We start from the raw sequence: 20,945 nt of genomic DNA, 5'->3' as shown, positions 1-20,945 counted from the left end.
TAGATTTGTTGCCAAGTTGAAGAGCAGCTTGGCATGATAGCAATAAACCTTCGTTGCCAGGAGAAATATTTTCTCTTGTTCTCTTTTCCCCGCCTCCCCGCGTCACCGCGTCAGCACATCTTTGCGTCCTCTTTTCTCCCCCTCTAAAATCCCATCGCCGACGCTACCGCTTGAATATCCGGTGCAATCCCTTGTTTAAAGTGGGCATTACTGTGTTTAATTGCTGTATCGGGGTCTTTTAATCCATTCCCAGTTAAAACACAAACTACAGTTGCACCTGGGGGAATTTGGTCTTTGACTTTTAACATTCCCGCAACTGATGCGGCACTGGCTGGTTCGCAAAAAATTCCTTCTTCAGATGCCAGTAGTCGATATGCTTCTAAAATTTCCGCATCGGTGACGGAGTTAAACTCACCCGCGCTTGCTGATTTGGCGGCAATGGCTTTGTCCCAACTTGCGGGATTGCCGATGCGAATAGCTGTAGCGATGGTTTCAGGGTGTGCCACAGGATTTCCGGTGACTAGGGGTGCTGCACCTGCTGCTTGGAATCCCATCATCCGAGGTAGGCGATCGCATTTTCCGGCTTGGTGATATTCGCAAAAGCCCATCCAGTAGGCTGTAATGTTTCCGGCATTACCTACGGGAATACATAGCCAATCGGGGGCATCACCCAAAACGTCAACTATTTCAAAGGCTCCGGTCTTTTGCCCTTCTATCCTATACGGATTTACTGAGTTAACTAATGTGACTGGGTAATTCTCCGACATTTCCCGAACAATTTCCAACGCACGGTCAAAATTACCTTGAATTGCTAAAACCTCTGCACCGTACAGCAATGCTTGGGCTAATTTGCCAATTGCTACGTAACCATCGGGAATCAATACAAAAGCTTTCATCCCCCCACGTCTGGCATAGGCGGCGGCGGCGGCGGAGGTATTTCCGGTACTAGCACAAATTACCGCTTCTGCACCCGCTTCCTTAGCCTTGGAAATTGCCATTGTCATTCCCCGGTCTTTGAAGCTACCAGTGGGGTTAAGACCATCATATTTGACAAATACCTGTACTTGCTTGCCAATGATTTGGGCAATATGGGGTACGGGAATTAGGGGTGTATTACCTTCGTGCAGCGTCACCACAGGAGTGCGATCGCTTACAGGTAAATACTGACGGTACATTTCGATTAGTCCAAGCCAAGGTTGGCGATGAGATTTGGCGGCAAAAGGGCTTAAGGTCACGGTATATAACGACTCTTTCAATACAGTCTTAATACAGGCTAAACAACTGTTACTAAATACCTCTTGATGGAAAAAAATAATATTCTTCCTGGGGAAGATTTTTAGTCACCTTTTTTTATGGCAAGCTGAATAGCGAATACTTAAAGATTCTAAGGTAAAAACCTTAAGAAATTTAATACCATTTTTTGGAACCAAGTTGCTAATCTTGTAGTCTTTTCAGGTATCTAAGGTGTCATTGATTATGATTGCTTATAGTAACTATACAATATTTTAATGATTCTTAAAATAACACTATAATAAGATTTCTAATGGTGTGATTTGATTTGAGGAGCGAACGAACTATGTCTACTTCCGCAGTTACCGAACGTATTAGCCAAGAAATTCCGGCACGAAGTGTTAATAAATCCTGTTATCAGGCAGACCAAGAGGTAAAATTGCTGCATCTGCAAGCTGAGGTTGATTGTCTTTTACAGGAGTTGCAAAATTTGAAAATGCAACGTCAATCTTCCACATCAGCAGTTTAATACTTTCCAGCCTTTACTCAAAGTGCTGATTCTTTGAAGACCAACGCTTTAAAGTGTAATTTTTACCGCTTGCATTGATGTTTTCAACCAGCAAAGTTGGTGAACTTGTTTGCCACAAGTTTGCGATCGCTATCAATGTTTGTTCGGAAGATTTGCTAAAATCTGTATAAATTATACTGCCGTTTTCCGCTAAAATCACCGTGCGGGGGTGAAATTGCTTTTGGGCAGAATTATTTAAAGATTGTCCAGATTGGAGAGATGTAATCGCCTCCGCCGAGACAGTGAGAACTATTTCCGGTTTCCCATTACCAGTCAAGTCAATTTCTTGTATGGGATAATGTCCAATTTTTTGGAGAAGTTGGGTGACATTGGGGATGTTGGCACTGCGTAATTGATTGCTAGCTTGTAGCGATCGCCAAATTGCAGGTAAGATTTTATTGCCTCGCTGGGGATTTTGTTGTTGTAATTGTGCCAGAGTCACTGGCGAAGGTTCTACCCATTCTAGGGCGGAGGCAGTTAGAGCCAGAGCTTGAGAATTAGAATTATTAGAATTATTAGAATTAATTGAGTCAACTGCGGTAGCAAGTAATTGCAGTTTTCCATTTTTTAATTGCATGGCTTTGATGCTAGCTGAGGTGGTTTGCTGTTCCCCATCGGATGACAACACAGCAATTTGCAGCAGTGAATCTGTATCCAATCCTAACTGCGATCGTAAAAATTTTTCTGGTGTGGTTTTGGGTAAATTTAGACTGGTAAATGGTGAGAAAAGCCAGTTTTTGCCGTTATGAAATGCTGATACATTTACTAAATACCAATTTTGAACAGCCCCAGACTCCTCTGCTTGGAAAGGAGAAGGAGTTTGAGTTAGCCATTCGCGAGGATTTATCTGCTTAATCTTTGCTGCTGAACCAATTATTCTACTAGTGTGATTTCCGAAGAATTCAGGTTTAGCAGTGACTTCTCCTTTGAGTTGCCTGAGTAAAGTGGCAATTTCAGCAAGATTAACCTGTTTACCTTTAAATTCTTCCTTCAGCCAGGAATAAGCCTGTGCTTCCCCCTGTTGTGCTGCCAGAATTAAAGCCCCCCAAGCTTGGACTTCCCCACGATTAGGGTTTAATTGCAATGCCGCATTCACCCGACTCCACAGCTTACCGTTATCAGCCTTAAGTAAAGCACTAATTTCCTTCGCATTTTCGGGAGGAGAAGCTTTAAAAACCTGTAAAGCCTTATCCCAGCGTCCATCAATCAAATTTACCAATACTTGCTGTCCAGGACTTGCCCAGGTTGTATTAGCTTGGGTTTGTGTCAGCTGCGAATGCAAGCGAATCAAATCAATTTGAGCCTGTACCGTTGCGGGAATATTTTTCTGTTGTTTTTTCAGGGATTGTAGTGACTCAAATGCCGGAGTCCATAAGCCATTACTGGCAACTGCTAATGCTTTTTTATAAGTATAATTACTGAAATTTTTGGGTTTGAGGTCAATTTCTTCGAGTTCAACAGGATTAAGAAAAGTGTTTACCGACTTCACCTGATAAACCCGCAGCTGTGGTTCTAAACCAACAGTTTGATTAATGACTAACTCCTTGGTATTATTACCCGTCACCTGTTGCCATTGCGGAATTTGTCCCTGAGAACTCGTCCAAGACTGCATTTGTTGCAAATGGAAGCGCTGGGGGTTGTAGTAGAGAATATGTCCATAGGCGAGGTTATGGGCGCTCTCTTGGCGTTGTCCACGCAGATAATACCAAATACCCGATGTTGACGTTGCACCTTCCAGTCGCTTGATTTCCGTCACAGGTAAAGAAATACTCGAACCTGGATTTGCATCAGTCGCATTTACAATTGGGGAAATAACAAAGGATTCTTCGGGTCCGGCGATCGCAATTTGGGCGACAATTTGGTAATATCTTGGGGAATTGGATGAAAATTCTCCATCATTTGCATGTTGGTAGACCCGCAATTCAATAATTTCTTGACAATCCGACTGACAAAGTTGACGCTGTTTGTAAATTGGTAGCAAAAACGAATCATTAATATCCCCAGCCAAAAGCATCTGTTCCCCAGGAATATTTCCTTGTTTGCTGATAGCAGCTTGAATTTGTGGCAAAGTTAAAGGGCGATCGCTTGTACTCCCATGAATTTGTGCCCATCCTGGTAGTAATTTATTTAGCCAGGTAACTTGCTGGGGGTTAAAAATAAATAGAAAACTAATCCAAGCAAAAGCCACAACCAAACTACCAATTCCCAGTAAAAACACCACAGCTAGCAAAGAAGTTAATCTACTTGACTTTTTGGGCTTTTTACCATTCTTTTTTACTACCCGCTTCACAATAGGTACATTTGGATTTTGCGAAGATTGGCGATTAGTCTTTCGCGAAGGGCTAGCCATGTTAGTTATCAGCGAACTCAGTACAGCATCCTTTTATTTATACTCGCCAAATGCAGGGATTGGGAATTAAGCATTGCTGTCTCCTGACTATTCACAGTTTGGTATCTTGTGATTCCCGAAAATTAACCGATTGCAGCTATCTATACCCAACCCAATTCCCAACCCAATTCCCAAATTTCCGTAAATTCCCCCATGTCAAATTTAAAACTTATTGAATAGACTCGTCCGTTGAGTGTCAATGTGAGTAGAGTGTAAACAGGTGAATAAATGGATTCTCGGAGAGAATAAAATCTGTATCGTTACTTGGATGTTGATTGCGGGAATTTACGGATTACCTGAAAAGGCATTGTCAAGTAAGTTACCTGAGCTAGATGAAAGCAATATCCTCACAAAAGTACCAGAAATGGGGGTAAGGCAAAAAGAAGTTAGCAATAACAATAACGATAATAGTCTTGGTGTTAAAGACTTATCCTTCACTTCCACATCTCCCCTCTTCCTGGCATCAACTCCTGTCAATGATGAGATTAATGGTGATGAGAATATCATTAATAATCCCATTGATAATCCTGGAAATGGTGGCGAATCGATGTCACAAGTTACATCTGTCTCACAACTCAAAGATGTACAACCGACAGATTGGGCGTTTCAAGCATTACAATCCTTAGTCGAAAGATACGGATGTATTGCTGGTTATCCGGATGGGACATTTAAAGGAAATCGGGCTTTAACTCGATATGAGTTTGCGGCTGGGTTAAATGCTTGTTTAAATCGTGTAAATGAGTTAATTGGAACTGCAACAGAAAGCAATGCCAATCGTGAGGATTTGGCACAATTGCAGAAATTACAGGAGGAGTTTTCCGCAGAATTAGCAACTTTGCGCGGTAGAGTTGATAATTTAGAAGCACGTTCAGCTGAAATTGCAGCTAACCAATTTTCGACAACGACACAGATGTTTGGTGTTGCGATTATTGGGATTCAAGGACGCACTAATAACCGTGCAGATATTGCTCCTCGTGATGGCATTAAAGATAGCCCAGATAGAGGTACAAATACCAGTATTGTTAACCTCAATCAAATTTATTTAAATACTCAATTTGACCCTCAAAGTTATCTAGTTACAGGTTTACTAGCAAGTAAGGGGGGAACTGCCCCAAGATTAGGTAACGATTTAATTTTAGGTTATGAATTTCCAACAGACAATGATTTGATATTAAGTGACCTACGCTATCATCGACTATTAAGCAAAAATTTTGCCATTATGGTTGGTAGCACAAATGTCAACATGACGAATGCATTTCGAGGACCAAATCGAATTGAAAGTGCAGCCACGGGACCACTATCATTTTTTGCTCAACGTAACCCTATCTTAGATATTGGATTCACAGGTCAAGCTGGGATAGCTTTTGATTGGCAGTTTGCTAAACGTGCTAGTTTACAGGCTGTTTATGCTAGTTTGAATGCTGGAAATCCCAATAAACGTAATGGTTTATTTGATGGTAATACAACCGCCGCAGTACAATTATTAGTTACACCAACAGATGCAATTGATGTTAGCTTATATTATTTAAATAATTATTCTAGTAACGGTTGTTTACTCACATTTGTTGGTGATGATTGTTTAACAGCTAGTAATCCTTTAACTAATAAAACAGAACCATTACAAACTAATGCATTTGGTGCGACACTGAACTGGCAACTGTCACCAAAATTTACTATAGGTGCTTGGGGTGGTTATACAAATTCTAATATTCCTGGTAAATCAGGTAAAGTGGAAACAACTAACTGGATGGTCTATTTTAATTTCCCCGATTTATTCCGCAAAGGTAATCTAGGAGGTCTTTATATTGGACAACCTCCAAAAATTACTAATAGTACCTTACCATTAGGAAATAACGTTCCTGATATTATTAATGGTGGCTTAGGACAATCTGGTGGTCAACCGGGAACAACTACTCAAATTGAAGCCTTTTACCGCTTTCAAGTAACAAATAATATTAGCATTACACCTGGTATTATTCATATCATTGAGCCAGGACATACGCCTGATAGTGATTCAGTTACTATGGGTGTTTTGCGAAGCACTTTTGCTTTTTAGAAGGGAGTCATACCCTCAGGTTTCGATATCGTACAATAAACCCAATTTTATGAGTCGGCAAAGACAAATAAGTTGGGTTTATTCTCAAACATCCACACCAAGTATTTTGAAACAGCCTGGAGTTAGCCGACATCATCATGGGCAAAACGATTAAACAGAAAATCTAAAGCATAGTTGCGTAACTTGTAATACTCTGGGTCTTCCATAATCCGCACTCTATCTCTAGGTCTATCAAAGGGAATTTCCATAACTTCGCCAATTTTCGCATGTGGTCCATTGGTCATCATTACCAACTTGTCGGCTAAGAAGAGAGCTTCGTCGATATCGTGGGTAATCATTAACACGGTACAACGGTTATCACCCCAAATCTTCAATAACTCCTCTTGCAATTCTTCCTTAGTAATCGCATCCAAAGCACCGAAAGGTTCATCCAAAATCAGCACTTTGGGACGAATTGACAAAGCGCGAGCAATAGAGACACGCTGACGCATACCACCCGACATTTGGGTCGGTTTTTTATCCATTGCATCACCCAGTCCCACCATAGCTAGGTTATCGCGAACGATCGCTCTTTTCTCTGCTTCAGGTTTATTTGGGTATACGGCATTTACAGCCAAGTAAATATTTTCAAACGCTGTTCTCCAGGGTAACAGAGCGTAGTTCTGAAATACTACCATGCGATCGGGACCTGGTTTGGTGATGGGTTTTCCTTCGAGCAAGACTTGTCCACTGCTAGGAAAATTAAAACCTGATACCATATTTAACAAAGTCGATTTCCCGCAACCTGAGTGACCAATTACGCAAATAAATTCACCTTGATAAACATTCAGATTTACGCCATCCAGTACGGTGAAGGGTCCATTTTTAGTCGGATAAATTTTAGAAACATCTTTAATTTCCAAATATGGATTTTGACCGGTTCGGCTAGCTGTCGCCAGGGGTTTGCCTAATCTTTCTCTCGCAACGTCGGAGTTTTTGAAAGTGCGGTTTTGCATAATTTCAATGAGTGGTTAATGGTTTGGGTGTCGATTGATTGCAGACTTACCAGAAATAGCTTTCTTGCTCTTTAGTCTCTTTGACTAAGCAACGAGAATTTAATAACTTGCTATTCTGAATAAATATGAAATGGTGCGTTACTTTGCACTTTATTTAATTCACATTCCTAAGCAACTTTTCTTCTCGGTGAGTCGAGAACAACCTCAGCAACTGAGAAATCCCGTTTAATCTTCTGCTGGTTGAGATAGTCAAAAGGGTTATCAGCATCAAAGGGGGTTCCATCAAATAATTTGATCGGTTGGCGAGTGTAACTAATATCCAACCCAAGTTCACGGGCTGCGGTACTAAATACCCGGACTCGACATACCCGTTCTACAACTTCCACCCAGTTACGCGGAAAAGGTACATCACCCCAGCGCGCCAACTGTGTCATAATCCAAATTTGTTCAGTACGACTGGGACGGTTGATTGCCGACTCCGCGTAAAATTGATGGTGAGCGTACTCAACTGGGTTTTCTAAATCGCAGGTATTTTGGTAAGGGTCGCCTAATTGAATGTAATCGATGCTAGTGCTAACGTATTCAGGTCGAGCCAAAATCTGACGAATTTCTTCGGAGTTTTCTGGTAATGAACAATAATAACAAGCTTCCAGCAAGGCTTTGGTGAGGGCAATATGGGTATTGGGGTACATTTCCGCCCAATCTTCGCGCACACCCAGGACTTTACCGGGATGTCCTAACCAAACTTCGACATCAGTCGCAATGGTGAAACCTGCACCTTCTTCAGCTGCGCGAATGTTCCAAGGTTCGCCAACGCAGTAGCCATCGATACTCCCATTTTGCAAATCTACTACCATCTGGGCAGGTGGAATCGTCTGAATATGAACATCTTCATCGGGGTCGATACCACCTGCTGCTAACCAATACCGCAGTAATAAGTTATGCATTGAAGCTGGATGAACTACGCCCATTGTGTGGCGTTTATCGCGGGTACGTAGTAAGAAGTCATGGAAGGTGGGTAAATCTTGTACCCCTTGTTGTAAAAAGTTTTTGTTCAGGGTGATGGCATTACCATTACGAGTCATCGTCAATGCACTCACAACAGGTAGCGGTTGATTACGATGTCCTCCTAAAGTCATCCACATTGGCATTCCCGAAGGCATTTGCGCGGCATCCAGGTAGCCACCTGCAATCCCATCAACGATACCACGCCAGCTAGTTTCACGGACAAGATGTACATCGTCCAGACCATGTTTAGCGAAGAAACCTTTTTCCTTAGCGATCGCGAGGGGAGCGCAAGCTGTTAGGGGTACAAAACCAATTTCTAAATTGACTTTTTCTAAACCATGACGAGATACTGCGGCTGTTTTTCGCGCTCGCAATTTTTTGATACGTTTTTGCTGGTTGAGGAAGTAAATCATTTCACTCCGCAAGCTGTAATAACTGGGGTGTTCCACAACTTCCATACGTTTGCGAGGACGGGGAATATCAACTTCGAGGATGTCACCAATTTTTGATTCGGGACCATTGGTGAGCATCACAATTCTGTCGGAAAGTAATACTGCTTCATCAACGTCATGTGTCACCATCACCGCAGTGACTTCATTTTCCTCGCAGATTTGCATCAACTGTTCCTGCAAGTTTCCACGAGTTAAGGCATCTAATGCCCCAAACGGTTCATCGAGCAAGAGTAATTTAGGTTTGATTGCCAAAGCACGAGCGATCGCCACCCGTTGTTTTTGTCCTCCAGATAGCATTCCTGGTTGTTTATCAGCGTGGGGACCTAAGCCCACCATCTTAATATGTTTTTCAACAATTGCTCGACGTTCTCCATCTGACAATCCATTCATCACAGAATTGACTGCCAGAGCAATATTTTCGCGTACAGTTCGCCAAGGTAGTAAAGAATAGTTTTGGAATACCACCATGCGATCGGGACCAGGTTTAGTAATTCTTTGCCCTTCTAAAGTTACTAATCCTTCGGTGGGCAAATCCAAACCAGCAATCATATTTAACAGGGTGGATTTTCCGCAACCGGAGTGACCAATTAAAGAGACAAATTCACCCTTTTTAATTTGTAAATCAATTCCTTTTAAAGCGATGTATTGTCCACCACCTGTTAAATCAAAAACCTTTTCAATTTGGTCAACACCAACAAAGTAGCTCATAATTATTTGCGTTAATCAAGGTAAGTAGAGAAATTGAAGCAGAAATGAGAAGGAGAGGAAGATAAATTTCTAATTCCTAATTCCTAATTCCTAATTCCTAACTATTAATTACTTCTGTTCTGGCAAAATTTTGTTTTGAATAAATATCATAAATTTATCCAGAATTAAACCGACGACACCAATATAAACTAGCGCCAGAATTACTTCACTAACGTTATTATTCTGATAAGCATCCCAGATGAAGAAACCAATACCAACAATACCGGACATGACAATTTCTGCCGCGATAATTGCCAACCAAGCCAAACCGATCGCAATTCTTAAACCAGTAAAAATGTAGGGTAATGCCGCAGGAATTAGGATATTGAGGAAATACTCTTTCTGATTGAGTTGCAGAACCTTGGCAACATTGTTGTAATCGCTGGGAATTTCTTTGACACCTACTGCTGTATTAATTAAAATCGGCCAAATTGCGGTAATGAAAATTACAAATAATGCAGCAGGCTCATTTTGACGTAGTGCAGCTAAGGAAATAGGAACCCAAGCCAAAGGTGGAACTGTTCTTAATAATTGGAAGAGGGGGTCTAAGGCTTTATTGATAGTTTTATTCACACCAATTAAAATGCCCAACCCAATACCAACAATTGCAGCTAAAGTATAGCTAATTGCTACCCGTTGCAAACTCGCTAAAATCTGCCAGAATAGACCTTTGTCAGTACCACCCTTATCATAAAAGGGGTATAAAATTAAAATCCAAGTATCACTAATTACTTGTATAGGTCCCGGTAATGTTGCTCCAGGTATCCATGAGAACAGTTGCCAGACAGCTAGAAAAACTCCAAGTGCGATCGCAGGGGGTATTAAGTTAGGAAATTGTTTTTGTAAAGACGCAAAAAAACTATTATCTAAATTTGCAGTCTTCGGTCTTCTTTGAACAGTGGTCATCTATTTTCTCCTGGAGATTGTCTCTAATTTTGGAATATTTTTCTAGTAGTTAATTGTTGACTTCAATTAACTATTAACCAATGACTACTAACTAAATCGCTACTTTTTTGATTTTGAGACTCTTCAAATATTCTTCGGGTTTTTCTGGGTCAAATTTCACACCATCAAAAAACTCTTCCACACCACGGGATGTAGCAGTGGGAATATCTGCCGCCGCAATTCCCATTTCTTGTGCAGCTTCTTTCCAAATATTTTCCTTATTGACTTTATCGATCAATGCCTTTGCTTTTGCGGCACCATTGTCAATGTAATCTTTTGGTAAGAATCCCCAGCGAACACTCTCAGTAATAAACCATAAATCATGGCTTTTATATGGGTACGAGACACTACCTTTTGCATCTTTCCAGTAATAAGCTGCAAATGATTTATCATTAATTTTGCGCTCACCCATGTCATAATTACCCTGAAATGGTTCTGCCAGTATCTCTGCGGGAAGATTGAAATAATTACGTCCACTTAAAATTTCCGATGCTTCTTTGCGGTTATCAAAGTTATCCAACCACTGCTGTGCTTTGATTATCCCTTTGATGATTGCTTTTGTAGCTTTGGGATGTTTATCTACCCAGTCGCCTCGCATTGCTAGGTATTCTTCAGGGTGATCTTTCCAGATTTCTGCTGTCAATGCAGCCAGGAAACCAATTTTATCTTTGACGATACGGTAAGGCCAGGGGTCGCCAGTGCTGAAGGCATCCATCGTTCCAGTCTTCATATTGGCGACAGTCTGCGCTGCTGGTACCGTTAACAACTTCACATCACTATCTGGATTGATGCCGCCAGCAGCGAACCAGTAACGAATCCAAAAATCTTGATTGACTGCGGGGAATGTTTGTGCTGCGGTAAATGGAGTTGATGATTTAAGAGCAGTAATTGCAGACTTCGCTTGATCGAGTTTTAAACCAACACCTTTACCAGCCCATTTACTAGCGATCGCAATTCCATTTCCATTTGTAATCAATTGACACAACACATACATGGGAATCTTTTGATTGCCTTTGGTAATCAAACCTTCGGTAATCAAATGTGGCATGGGCATCTGCCATTGCCCACCATCAATGCCACCACCCGCAGAACCAATTTCTACATTGTCTCGCGCTGCACCCCAAGAAGCTTGCTTTGCTAGTTCAACATCAGTCATTCCATACTCAGCAAAAAAGCCTTTTTCTTTGGCAATAATTAATGGTGCAGATTCAACAATGGGAATATATCCTAATTTTACCTTTGTTGTTTCTGGTTTTTGTTCAGGATTAATATTAGCAACTGGTACTGCTTTTGTACCTGAATTTGCACCAGATGATGTGCTACCGCCTGGCTCAGGAGGGTTGCCTAAACAACCTTTGAGTAAAATTGCACTGGCAGAAGCACCTGCTGTAATGATGAATTTACGACGAGAAATTTGATTGAATAAGTCTGACATAGGTATCTCCTTTCGTTGTAATTTGTTTTTTGGGTATAGCAAAACTAAGCAATTAAAACTTATTGTTTATTGCATAGTAAATGTGATATTTGTTTTTTTAATTTTCAGATTTGTCCAACTTATATCTCAGCTAGATAGGTTGGCAAATACTTACTAATATCTTCGATTTAGACCACGTTAATATTCTATTTTTTTGAGAAACACTTATTAACTGTGTTTAGATAAGCTTACATTATTTGTTGCTCATTTGTTCCATTCTCAAACAGCAATTATTAAACAAATATTAGATTAGTCCTATAAGTAAATCTTTATGTATTGCTGGGAAAGTACGGTGATGCTATCAATGCATTACATTAAATCAATAGCAATCATTTGATTTAGCTGATTAATGTCTATGACTCAAGTAATTAGGTGTTTGCACGCAAAATCAATCAGGGAGAGCATTACACTGTCTTCGGGTTTGATATTGAATTAAAGTTACCTGCTGAATTACTTATAGATACTATTGGTAAAAAACTTGTGATTTTAAGAAAAGTCAAGTATTAATTTTGTGAATTATTTAGGTTTCCTATCTGAAGCAACTGCTATAGTCTGATGAAGTATCAACCGCATCAATGATTATTAACAATTTTTTCTATGAAAAAAGTTTCTTGCCAGCAAATATTTTCACCAGCATTATTGGTTCTAAAAGTAAGTATTATTCTTCTTATACTTCCTGTAAGTAAATCTTTTAGCTCTCTTGCGCCAAACTTGGATGGAGACTCGCAACCGAATCGCGTGAAATTCAGCGAATGCATGGCAGATGTTCAAGAGGTGACTGGTGGTTGGGAACAACAACAAATGAATTCAGCCGCAACAGCAATTTGTAATGCCAGAAAAGCACATGCAAAAGAAAAAGCAAGATTTATCGGTGCAATTAGCAAATTAGCAAAGCAATATGAAGGCTATACCAACCACGGATTTGATAAGCATGTAGAAGTGGCAACGCAGGATGCCTGGAATATCGTCAAAAGTTGCATTGAGTTTAAAGAAGGATTTACTCACCCGCACAATGTGGCAATCTATCAAGTTCCCAATGATGTACGTAAAAGTTGCTATGCAATGGCTGCGGGTTTAGTGGAATCACAGCTAATAGTCAGTAAATAACCATCAAAATAGAAGCATTGCGCTAGTAGTCTGTCAATTTTGTTTTGAGGTAGTGCGGGCATCTTGCCCGCGTGAGGGAGACGCTCACACGTAGATAAGTTGCTTCTTGCTCAGGCGACGATTGAGTGCGGGCATCTTGCCCGCGTGAGGGAGACGCTCACACTACAGTTCTTCATTCCTGACAGACTACTAGATAGGGAGAAGTAGAGACGCAGGCACAATACTCTTCGCACCCTCTTCGCCATGATGATATTTTATAGGTGCGATCGCACTTCTGGAAGGCTGGTATATTTAGCATAGTCTGTATAGTTTGTCCGACACACTCGCTATAAGGCATCAGGTAAGCTGATGTGCAGCTAAATTATATAAGTCAAAAACCCAAAATAATTGTAGTGCGGAGAGGAGTTTCCGGGGAGATGTTCTTCACGGAAAACTCCGGGGCATCTTGCCCGTCCCTTATATACAAATTAGATGCGTCGCAGCTTAGAAATAAGTAGTGTGGGCATCTTGCTTGCGTGGGCAAGATGCCCACACTACAAAACATAAATTGTTCAACTTATTTTTACACGACTCCTAATCTTGTCAACAAAGCAGAGTCGGGCGTTGCATCATTGCGGGATAATTTGGGAATCTGCATAAACAATAATCACCGTGTCTCCCTTACTGTGACATTTGTTTAATTTTTGAATTACAAAACTTAAATTTTTAGGTTAAAGATATTTGGTGTAATTATTGTTAGTATAAAAGTAAGCCATAATCCGATTTATCTATTAGGGTGCGAATTTACCAAATCCAACACAACTAATGAGGTTTCCAGTAATGTTCAAGAAAAGCTGTATTTTTGGTTTTTTAGCTACGACTTTCCTGTTGCCCGCAGCTGCTTTAGCGGACATGAATAATAATGTAGTGGTAGAGACAAACCCTGTTAATAATGCATCTAGCTGTGTAACAACACCAGTGGTTGTTAAACCAAATTCTCGAAACGTAAAAGTTACTCAGCGTCGAATCTCAAATGGTAACGTCAATATGCGAACAGAGGTGTATCAAAGTAGTAGTACATCTGCATCTACAACATCAACCGCAAGAGCAACTAAGCCAATGTGTGTTTTACCGCCAGAGGTGATGAATAACGTGTTGATTTTGCCATAGGAGTTGGGAAAGGGGAAATTTGTCATCCCCTACAGAAAAATAAGTATAGAGAACAACTTATCGTTTCTTGACTTCACTTAGCAATTTGGCAATTTCCTGATGTTTGTCTGGATTTCCTTGTTTTGTATAAAGTTGGCTGGCTTTCTGGAAATCCTTAATTGCTAGAGGTTGGTTTCCGGTATCTAAATATAAAAGTCCGCGATTTTTATAAGCCAGTGCATAGTCTGATTTGAGACGGATTGCCTGAGTATAATCTGCTAAAGCTCCTTTATTATCTCCCATATCGAGTCGAACTACTCCCCGATTGAGGTAAGCTGCATGTGAACCTTTATCTTGCCATTTGTTAATTTGAATTGCTTTGCTGTAGTCGTTGAGTGCAGCTTTTTTATTACCTAGTTTGTGGTGTGCTAAAGCTCTGTTGTAAAAAACATCAGATTCGTCCTTCTTGAATTTTACCACTTGGTTAAAGTCTGCGATCGCACCCTGAGAATCTCCCATTTCATAGCGGAGTTTACCTCGATTGATATATGCGCTAGTAATTGCCCCTTGTCCCCAGTATTGGTTGATTTGAATTGCTTGGTTATAGTCGTTCAGGGCGGCTTTTTTATTTCCCAAGTCTTCGTAGGTGATTGCTCTGTTGTAGTATGCTAGTGAATACCGAGAGTTGATTTTGATGGCTTGACTGTAGTCAGCAAGAGCGCCCTTTAAGTTGCCTTCATCAGCTTTTTTTGTTGCTTGGTTTAAAAGCTGAATCGCATTATTTTGACTGACTGCGGCTTGGGGTAATTCTGGTTTTTTATTTTGCGCTGTGACGGCGGGAATATTTGTGAATAGGGTAATACTGCTAAAAATAGCCAAGGAGATTGCAGTTCTTTTCATAATGGTTTGTAAATGTTAGATGAATGCACAGTTTTTGTGCCTAACTTTAGTATTCCCAAAATCAAAGTTTATCTACTTTCTCTACTTTCTCTACTTTCTCTACTTTATTCCTTGGGCAAAACACTCTGATTCACACCGGATTTCAATGCCCGAAATTCCTCGTTTTCAGTTTGCTGTAAGTTTAATTCCTTCAATCCTGCTGATGAACTATCCAGTTCTAACTTCATACCATTTACAGATTTGCCGTTAATCAACAGGTTATATTCTCCCTGTTGCAAACGTTCTAAATAATATACCCCGGCTCCATTTGTCACTGAAAATAACCGCTTCTTGCCATCACTTGTGACTGCTTCTACCCTGGCTCCATTGATGGGTTCCCCCTTGATGTTGGTGATGACACCGGAAACTGCGTAGGCGCGGGTTAATGGTAGTAATACGGGGGTGTACGAACCTGCGGTGATATCGACTGCATAGGCATCAGTTGCCGCTTGCCAATCGAGGGGAAAACCTGCGGGGTCTAAGTCGAGGCGATAGCTTCCTGGATTTAATCTTACCAGAATGCGATCGCGTTGCATATTTGGTTGTAATATTTTCAATGGTCGGTTGTTAATGATTACCAGTGCATTGGCATCTTCGGTATAAATTTCTTCGCCTGAGTCGCGTTTGCCGTTATTATTGGCATCTAAGAAGGGCTGAATTAACATTCCTCCCTGGGTGCGGTAATAGCTGGTACGTCTATCTCCGGGGCTAATTCCACCTTGTAAGCCGAGGCTGGAAACTAGGTCAATGTTGAAGCTGGATGCATCTGAAACTACTGATACACCCTGATATCTAGCACGTAATAATATACCTGGCAATACTGTGGTTGTTACTGAGGCGATCGCTCCTGTGCCTTGAGAACCGATACCATAGCCGAGTTGAGTTTCCCATTTATAATTACCATCGATAGCTCGTTCTTGGGAGCGATATCGCCAACCCATGGTGAGGAGGTTGCTATTGAAGTTTTGGCTGCGGGTTTCGTAGTTGAGGAGTAGTGAATGTCCCAAACCAGCGAAGCTTCTGGAGGATAAGCCGTAGGTGAGTTCGGAAAGGGTGCCGACTTCGTTGCCGAGTTGCCGCAGTTCTAGTTTTCCCAAACGTTGGAGTAAATTCCAACGGAAGCGGTTTTCGGTGTCTATACCTAAACGGGCAAAGGTGTAGGCATTTCTACCACTGAAGTTAAATTGTAGTCCTCCACCTGTACCAAAGCGACTGTCGGTATTGGCGAATAGGGAAACTCCCCGGAGAATATTCCAATTGGCATATAGTCTACTGGAAAAGCGATCGCTAAAAAAGGAGAGGTTAAATTTTTGTGATGGCTCGAAGCGAATATCAGCGATGGTATCGAGGTTTTTGCCAACTAGGGTGGAGAGGGATACTTGCAGGGGGATATTGGCGGGACGATAGAATAATTCGGTTAATCCTTTGAAGGAATCGTCATAAACTCCGCCGACTCCCAGGGTTAAGTCTTGGGATACACCCCAGCGTTGGGCGACTCCCCCACGAAAATCGGAGAAGTCTCCCAGTAAGCTGCGATTACTACGAAATTCTCTGCCGAAACCACCGGAAGCAACGAAAGCTGATGCTCCTGCGGGGATTTGCCCTGGGGTTGCAGTGTAGCTCGCGTCACGGATTTCTGGTTGGGCGGTGAGTCTACCTTCGGGATACAGAAATATGCGGTAGTTACTGTTGAGATATCTGTCTTCATTTTGGACGTTATCGAAGCGGTAAACTCCAGAGGAATCAACTAAAACTTCAGCAATTACGACATCACCAAACCGCTCTACCAATCTGACTAAGGTTCCTGGCTCTGCTCTTCCCGATATAGTACGTCCAATTTGACCTGATTGTAACCTTTGGCGGGGGTCGGTGGAACCAGCACCAAGGAAGTATTCAGGAGGTGTAAATCCTTGTCTTTGGATGTAGGTGAAACCCCAAAAATCGCCGTTTGTAGCTTGATTGCGCCAAAATGTCGGGTGAGAACCAACAAAATAATCTTGTTGATTGGTTTGTCGGAGAAACTGGGCTTCCGATATCTTCCAAGTGGAAGAATTTTGAAACTCTGGTTGTTGGGTGCGTAGATACCAAGAACCACCAAAAGCCGAACCCACAGCTTGAAAATCACCTTGGGAATTAGTGGAATTATTTTCCCCACCAGTAAAATTCAGCCTTTGTTCCACCGCCGCTAAACTCAAACCTGTCGATTGCAAACGTGGTAAACCCTCCAAAATAATTGGTGGTTCCTTACGTCTACCCCGTTGCCTACCTTGATTTAACCAGGGAACATCAAATGCGATCGCATATTCATTAATTTCAAATGTTGCTCCGACTCCAAATAGCTTTTTAATATCTTGGATTGAGAAAGCTAAACCAATTTCCCCATCATTTGCTAGCTTTCGTGGGTCAATACGGGTGACAATACCACTATTACGTAATTCTAATTGACCATCGGGTAAACTGGTGACGCTGAACCTTAAAGCTTCAATGACAGCATCGTAAGGTATTAACCAGTTATCAAAATCAATTGCTTGGGAACCATCTTCCTTGCCCCGCACCAACACGCTAAAGTTAACATTACGTTTCCCCACCATCAAACCTACGGGAATAGTCGTAAAATTCTTCGCTGCGGCAATATTCACAGCTTCCTGAGTGGTGCTATTAGAAATCAAAGCCTCTCTCCCTGTGGGGGAGAGGTTTGGAGAGGGGTTCTTAATCCTGTTAATTAAATTCTTGCGCCGATTTTTATTAACTTCCAATTGCAAAGCATGATTATTACCACTACTGCCAGGAATGATTCGCGAGTTCTCCAAAGTAGTTTGAGAATCCGCATCAGACGGTGATTTACTCGTTGACTGGGCTACAGCTTTGGGAATCACTGACATGACAGAGACGGGAACTAACAGTAAAAGTAGTAATAATAATCTACGCATTGGATAGTTAATAAATAATAATTTGAACTTTAATAATTAATTACCAAGTCTCATAGGATAGATTTCAAATATATTTGTACATAAGCCTTTATCCATAGCATCCGCAGGTGCAAAATGCTGAATGATTATTTATATTTATGTATTTATAGGGAGGTATCTTGTTAATAAGATACATATCAACCAATCAATTATTAACAATACCTTGATGAAATGAGATCGGTAAAATTAACTAAAGACAAATACTGTATTTTTTTCTGATAGGAGATTATTTATAGGATTCGTAACATCCCAGAAAAAGGGAGCATCCCAAATGTGTAAATTGTTTTTTTGTAGTGCGGACTTCTAGCCCGCTTCCTAGAAATTAGTGAGCAAGATGTTCACCAGAAAACGGGTTTATCATTAATAAAATATTTGATTGGAAAATAGAATATGGCGACAAAATAATAAACCGGTTTTCTCCTTCAACTTACCAACTCGAATAATCTTTCGTTGCATCGAGCATCAGGAAATTGGAGAAACCAGGTTTCTTGAGGGAAAATCCCAAACTTCTTCCGAAAGTTGAGGATATAATTTTCTTGAGTAAGCAGATTCTATTTTCTATTTCACCACTATTGAATACTCTTTTGCTTCGGGTCTAATTTAACATTAATGTTCAATAGATTTGAAGCCTAGGAATCACTTGCCCTGTAGGGTTTGATAGGCGGCAAACTTTAAGCACTAACACACGCTACAGAGCTAGATAATCTTTCACACCAGGTTATTAGAACAATTTCTTGCCGCTAATAACTTAATGCACTAGCGACAAGAGATTTGGAGGAATCTATTTCATCAGCAAGTTTTTCATTGCCCTAATCTAAAAAGCGCTTGCCTAAAACAGCGTTGATTGTTGATTAGTTTGCTGTAGCAGTTACGGTAACTTCATAATTATAAGCACCAGCAGCAAATGAGGGTGCTGTTGCTGTCATATCAACTGTGACAGTTTCTGAAGTAGCCGGAGTTAAAGGAGTTGTAGTAGCTGCTACAAAAGCGGCGGTACCACTGGCCGCTGTAGCTGTAGCATCTAAAGTCGCACCTGTAGTCGGGTTAGCAGCATCTTCTGTTACCGCAGTAACACTGAGTACAGCAGTAGTACCGGAGCAAAGAATATCAATTGTACCACTTGTACCACCTGCGGAATCCAACGCAGTGCCAGTACCATTGATGGCAACAGTACCTGCTACCGCGTTAGTTAAAGCACAGCTAGCACCGACAGTTCCTGTGAATGTGACTGGTGCACTTTCAGCTTTAGCGCTAGAAGCAAAACCAACAGTACCAGCCAAAATCAAAGCGGAAACAAATAAAGAACGACGCAACATAATTCAATCCTCAATATCTAAAAATAAACCGGTTGTAAATTACCAAAAACACAAACAAGTTTGTTAATGCCATCTCAAAATGACATTGAAATTGACTTTTTAAATCTCTAGGATTCAGTTAGCCAAATATGTTGAGTACAGCTTGAAATTTGAAGCTGTTATCTCTAAATTAATGATGTTATTTCTTATCTCATCACATCTCATATTTAACAGCAGCAGGTTGCCAGCAATGTCAAAATTATGAAATGAGCAAAATCACGATTACAAAATAAAGCTGTGAACTAGTTAAGCTAACAAAGCTATAGACTTCTTGTGAAAACTGCTACTAACCTCGCAGTTAGCACCAGAGAAACTAACTTAACTTAACCCACTCGCTTTACACTTGTCTTTCCCTTTGGCTTTGTAACTAATTTAAGCTATTAAAATAGACAAGAGCTATAGTGATAATACGGAAATTATAAATTCGATTTTCATCGTAATATGTTAGATATTTATGCGAAAGTTTTCAGTATTTACACATTCTATTTTCTGAGTGTTATACTAACGAATATTGATAATTAAAGATATATTTGTGTAGGTTAGGTTACGTTCAATTCTACCCAATATACCAAAATAAATTTTATTTTTTTGTGTTGTTTACCTAATAGTATATAAATGAAAATTACTTCTTTCCTCAAATTCTCCTTACCTTTAGCAACTATATTCTTATCTAACTTCTTACCATTGGGAAACTCTGCCAAAGCAGATATTGCCATTTCCCCCATGATTATCGAAACCCAAGCCAAACGGGGACAAGCAAAAGGTATCTTGACGGTTTCTAACCTCAACGAAAAAGCATTCCGCGCTCGTGTCTACACTTCCCCTTTCACCTACGACAAAGAACAAGGTTTCCAAACTCTCAAATCCAGTCCCAATGATTTAGCTCCCTATCTGCAATTTTCCCCCAGAGAGCTACAGGTTGACGGCTCAACTCAGCGCAGCATCCGTTTCATCACCCGATTTCCCCCCAGCTTACCTGATGGTGAATATCGCACCATGATTTTTACAGAAAACCTACAAGCCACAACAGTAACCGAAACTGATAATAAAAAAGGTGTCACAGTCAATACAGCTATTATTCCCCGGATTGGCGTGGCTGTATATGTGCGTAAAGGTAATGTTTCCCCCAATTTAGCCGTTAGCAGCGCTCGCTTTAATCCTCAAGCTAGCAAATTACAACTATTAGTGACTAACAAAGGTAAAGCTAGTGCAATTGCTAGTGGTAATTGGAAACTAAAGCGAGGCAATCAAACCGTACAAACGGGGAATATTGGTGATACTACTATTATTGCAGAAGGCGATCGCTATCTTTCCCTAACTCCTCCCAAATCCAATCAATCTCAACTTTTACCAGGGGATTATGAGCTTTCCGGTGAGTTAACTTGGGGAGATAAAAAAAATACTGTTCCTTTCAAAATGACTGTGAATATACTTAAAAATTAAGGAGTCCCGTAAAAATAAGTTGAACAAAAAATAAGTTGAAATATTTAATATTGGTAGTGCGAGCATCTTGCTCGCGCGGGCAAGATGTCCGCGCTACTTGTTTTTATTTAATACATAAGCGGGCAAGATGTCCGCGCTAC

General features: G+C 40.8%; 14 protein-coding genes. 5 read left to right on the top strand and 9 right to left on the bottom strand.

What is annotated here, in order from left to right:
* Positions 1-143 precede the first annotated feature (143 nt).
* Positions 144-1,235, bottom strand: a complete 1,092-nt coding sequence (thrC, locus tag VB733_RS22845) for a threonine synthase (protein ID WP_323342350.1) — start codon at positions 1,233-1,235, stop codon at positions 144-146.
* 341 nt (positions 1,236-1,576) lie between these two features.
* Between thrC and VB733_RS22840 the strand changes: the two genes are divergently transcribed.
* The gene (locus tag VB733_RS22840) at positions 1,577-1,759 is read left to right on the top strand and encodes a hypothetical protein (RefSeq protein WP_323342349.1); all 183 of its coding nucleotides are present in this window, start codon (positions 1,577-1,579) and stop codon (positions 1,757-1,759) included.
* A gap of 13 nt (positions 1,760-1,772) precedes the next feature.
* On the opposite strand, the gene VB733_RS22835 is transcribed toward VB733_RS22840, so the two are convergent.
* On the bottom strand, positions 1,773-4,148 hold the full coding sequence (locus VB733_RS22835; protein WP_323342348.1) for a hypothetical protein: 2,376 nt from the start codon (positions 4,146-4,148) through the stop codon (positions 1,773-1,775).
* Positions 4,149-4,455: 307 nt separating this feature from the next.
* Here VB733_RS22835 and VB733_RS22830 point away from each other — a divergent pair, with 307 nt between their 5' ends.
* Positions 4,456-6,243, top strand: coding sequence for an iron uptake porin (locus VB733_RS22830; protein WP_323342351.1), 1,788 nt, complete (start codon positions 4,456-4,458; stop codon positions 6,241-6,243).
* Positions 6,244-6,365: 122 nt separating this feature from the next.
* On the opposite strand, the gene VB733_RS22825 is transcribed toward VB733_RS22830, so the two are convergent.
* The 4 genes from VB733_RS22825 to VB733_RS22810 all read right to left on the bottom strand — a co-directional run bounded on the left by VB733_RS22825 (position 6,366) and on the right by VB733_RS22810 (position 11,825).
* Positions 6,366-7,238, bottom strand: a complete 873-nt coding sequence (locus VB733_RS22825) for a nitrate ABC transporter ATP-binding protein (RefSeq protein ID WP_323342347.1) — start codon at positions 7,236-7,238, stop codon at positions 6,366-6,368.
* A gap of 167 nt (positions 7,239-7,405) precedes the next feature.
* Positions 7,406-9,406 (bottom strand): nitrate ABC transporter ATP-binding protein, encoded by a 2,001-nt coding sequence (locus VB733_RS22820; protein WP_323342346.1) that lies wholly within the window; start codon positions 9,404-9,406, stop codon positions 7,406-7,408.
* A 108-nt stretch (positions 9,407-9,514) separates the two neighbouring features.
* On the bottom strand, positions 9,515-10,351 hold the full coding sequence (gene ntrB / locus VB733_RS22815) for a nitrate ABC transporter permease (RefSeq protein WP_323342345.1): 837 nt from the start codon (positions 10,349-10,351) through the stop codon (positions 9,515-9,517).
* A gap of 91 nt (positions 10,352-10,442) precedes the next feature.
* Positions 10,443-11,825, bottom strand: coding sequence for a CmpA/NrtA family ABC transporter substrate-binding protein (locus tag VB733_RS22810; RefSeq protein ID WP_323342344.1), 1,383 nt, complete (start codon positions 11,823-11,825; stop codon positions 10,443-10,445).
* Between the two features lie 636 nt (positions 11,826-12,461).
* Here VB733_RS22810 and VB733_RS22805 point away from each other — a divergent pair.
* Both VB733_RS22805 and VB733_RS22800 read left to right on the top strand, forming a co-directional pair.
* The gene (locus VB733_RS22805) at positions 12,462-12,971 is read left to right on the top strand and encodes a hypothetical protein (protein ID WP_323342343.1); all 510 of its coding nucleotides are present in this window, start codon (positions 12,462-12,464) and stop codon (positions 12,969-12,971) included.
* 819 nt (positions 12,972-13,790) lie between these two features.
* Positions 13,791-14,120, top strand: a complete 330-nt coding sequence (locus tag VB733_RS22800) for a hypothetical protein (RefSeq protein ID WP_323342342.1) — start codon at positions 13,791-13,793, stop codon at positions 14,118-14,120.
* A 57-nt stretch (positions 14,121-14,177) separates the two neighbouring features.
* Here VB733_RS22800 and VB733_RS22795 read toward each other — a convergent pair whose 3' ends face one another.
* The 3 genes from VB733_RS22795 to VB733_RS22785 all read right to left on the bottom strand — a co-directional run bounded on the left by VB733_RS22795 (position 14,178) and on the right by VB733_RS22785 (position 19,323).
* On the bottom strand, positions 14,178-14,999 hold the full coding sequence (locus VB733_RS22795; RefSeq protein WP_323342341.1) for a tetratricopeptide repeat protein: 822 nt from the start codon (positions 14,997-14,999) through the stop codon (positions 14,178-14,180).
* A 104-nt stretch (positions 15,000-15,103) separates the two neighbouring features.
* A complete protein-coding gene (locus tag VB733_RS22790) occupies positions 15,104-17,968 on the bottom strand; it encodes a carboxypeptidase-like regulatory domain-containing protein (RefSeq protein WP_323342340.1) in 2,865 nt (954 codons plus the stop codon).
* A gap of 890 nt (positions 17,969-18,858) precedes the next feature.
* Positions 18,859-19,323, bottom strand: a complete 465-nt coding sequence (locus tag VB733_RS22785) for a hypothetical protein (RefSeq protein ID WP_323342339.1) — start codon at positions 19,321-19,323, stop codon at positions 18,859-18,861.
* Between the two features lie 654 nt (positions 19,324-19,977).
* On the opposite strand from VB733_RS22785, the gene VB733_RS22780 reads away from it, so the two are divergent.
* Positions 19,978-20,805 carry a hypothetical protein gene (locus VB733_RS22780; RefSeq protein ID WP_323342338.1) on the top strand — a complete coding sequence of 276 codons (828 nt, stop codon included), beginning with the start codon at positions 19,978-19,980 and terminating at the stop codon, positions 20,803-20,805.
* The last annotated feature ends 140 nt before the right edge of the window (positions 20,806-20,945 follow it).

Origin of the sequence: Calothrix sp. UHCC 0171, assembly GCF_034931845.1 — a bacterium.
GTDB lineage: Bacteria > Cyanobacteriota > Cyanobacteriia > Cyanobacteriales > Nostocaceae > Brunnivagina.
This window is presented reverse-complemented; position numbering and strand designations above follow the sequence as displayed.

Excerpts from the sequence above, each read along its gene's own strand:
- VB733_RS22825 (WP_323342347.1), bottom strand. The coding sequence starts at position 7,238 with ATGCAAAACCGCACTTTCAAAAACTCCGACGTTGCGAGAGAAAGATTA.
- VB733_RS22805 (WP_323342343.1), top strand. The coding sequence starts at position 12,462 with ATGAAAAAAGTTTCTTGCCAGCAAATATTTTCACCAGCATTATTGGTT.
- VB733_RS22810 (WP_323342344.1), bottom strand. The coding sequence starts at position 11,825 with ATGTCAGACTTATTCAATCAAATTTCTCGTCGTAAATTCATCATTACA.
- VB733_RS22795 (WP_323342341.1), bottom strand. The coding sequence starts at position 14,999 with ATGAAAAGAACTGCAATCTCCTTGGCTATTTTTAGCAGTATTACCCTA.
- VB733_RS22780 (WP_323342338.1), top strand. The coding sequence starts at position 19,978 with ATGAAAATTACTTCTTTCCTCAAATTCTCCTTACCTTTAGCAACTATA.
- VB733_RS22830 (WP_323342351.1), top strand. The coding sequence starts at position 4,456 with ATGTTGATTGCGGGAATTTACGGATTACCTGAAAAGGCATTGTCAAGT.
- VB733_RS22820 (WP_323342346.1), bottom strand. The coding sequence starts at position 9,406 with ATGAGCTACTTTGTTGGTGTTGACCAAATTGAAAAGGTTTTTGATTTA.
- VB733_RS22790 (WP_323342340.1), bottom strand. The coding sequence starts at position 17,968 with ATGCGTAGATTATTATTACTACTTTTACTGTTAGTTCCCGTCTCTGTC.
- VB733_RS22840 (WP_323342349.1), top strand. The coding sequence starts at position 1,577 with ATGTCTACTTCCGCAGTTACCGAACGTATTAGCCAAGAAATTCCGGCA.
- ntrB (WP_323342345.1), bottom strand. The coding sequence starts at position 10,351 with ATGACCACTGTTCAAAGAAGACCGAAGACTGCAAATTTAGATAATAGT.
- VB733_RS22800 (WP_323342342.1), top strand. The coding sequence starts at position 13,791 with ATGTTCAAGAAAAGCTGTATTTTTGGTTTTTTAGCTACGACTTTCCTG.
- VB733_RS22785 (WP_323342339.1), bottom strand. The coding sequence starts at position 19,323 with ATGTTGCGTCGTTCTTTATTTGTTTCCGCTTTGATTTTGGCTGGTACT.
- VB733_RS22835 (WP_323342348.1), bottom strand. The coding sequence starts at position 4,148 with ATGGCTAGCCCTTCGCGAAAGACTAATCGCCAATCTTCGCAAAATCCA.